The organism is Deltaproteobacteria bacterium (assembly GCA_016208165.1).
In the GTDB taxonomy this organism is placed as follows: Bacteria; Desulfobacterota; Desulfarculia; order JACQYL01; family JACQYL01; genus JACQYL01.
On the sequence record JACQYL010000046.1, the window covers coordinates 57,356 to 58,408 of the forward strand.

1 pseudogene (running past one end of the window) is annotated in these 1,053 nt (G+C 55.3%); it reads right to left on the minus strand.

The annotated features are described in order from the left end of the window. A pseudogene (glgB, locus tag HY788_09765) lies at positions 1 to 1,027 on the minus strand (1,4-alpha-glucan branching protein GlgB) (it extends 951 nt beyond the left edge of the window). Between the last annotated feature and the right edge of the window lie 26 nt (positions 1,028 to 1,053).

A 1,053-nucleotide genomic window follows, 5' to 3' on the forward strand; every position in this document is an offset into this window, starting at 1 on the left:
TGGCCTCCAGGCTTTCTTTGCCCCCGTGTATATTGGGAACCCAGTCCCCATCCTTGCGACCGTAATCCAGGTAGAGCATGGAGGCCACGGCGTCCACCCTCAGGCCGTCCGCGTGGTATCGGTCCAGCCAGAACAGCGCGCTGCTGATCAGAAAGCTTCGCACCTCGTTTCGTCCGTAATTGAAGATCAGGCTGTCCCAATCCGGGTGAATCCTTTGCTTGGGCTCCGAGTGCTCGAAGAGATAGGTGCCGTCAAAATAACCGAGGGAATGTTCATCACTGGGGAAATGGGAAGGGACCCAGTCCAGAATGACGCCCACGCCTTCCTGGTGCAGCCTGTCGACCAGGAACATAAAATCCTGGGGGGCGCCATAACGACTGGTGGGCGCAAAGAAGCTGCTCATCTGGTATCCCCACGAGCCATAGAAAGGGTGCTCCATTATGGGCAAGAATTCCACGTGGGTGAAACCCATGTTCTTCACATACTTAGGCAGTTTGAGCGCAAGCTCCCTGTAAGTTAAGGGTCTTCCACCCCCTTCGGACGATCGCATCCAGGAACCCAGATGCACTTCGTATATGGCTATGGGGGCATCCAGGGCATTGCGTTCTCGTCGACTCTGCATCCATGGCCCGTCTTCCCATGCATAGTTGAGGTTCCACACAATGGAACCGGTGTTGGGAGAAATTTCGTTGTAAAAAGCGAAAGGATCGGCCTTGTCCACCTGGTAAGCGTGATATCGGGATACAATGTGGTATTTATAGCTGGCTCCTTTGCCCACACCTGGCAAAAAACCTTCCCATACCCCTGAATCTCCCTTATTTCGCAACGGGTGTGCCCTCTTGTCCCACCCGTTGAAGTCACCCATGACAAAGACGCCTTCGGCATTCGGAGCCCATACGGCAAATTGGGCGCCCTCCGCGCCCTGATGAGTCATCGGATGTGCCCCGAGTTTTTCGTACAGGCGGAAATGACTCCCCTCGTTGAACAGGTAAAGGTCGTCCTGAGAGAACAGAGAGAGGGCGTCGATCACGGTATCCCGGCCTCGCCCTGTCT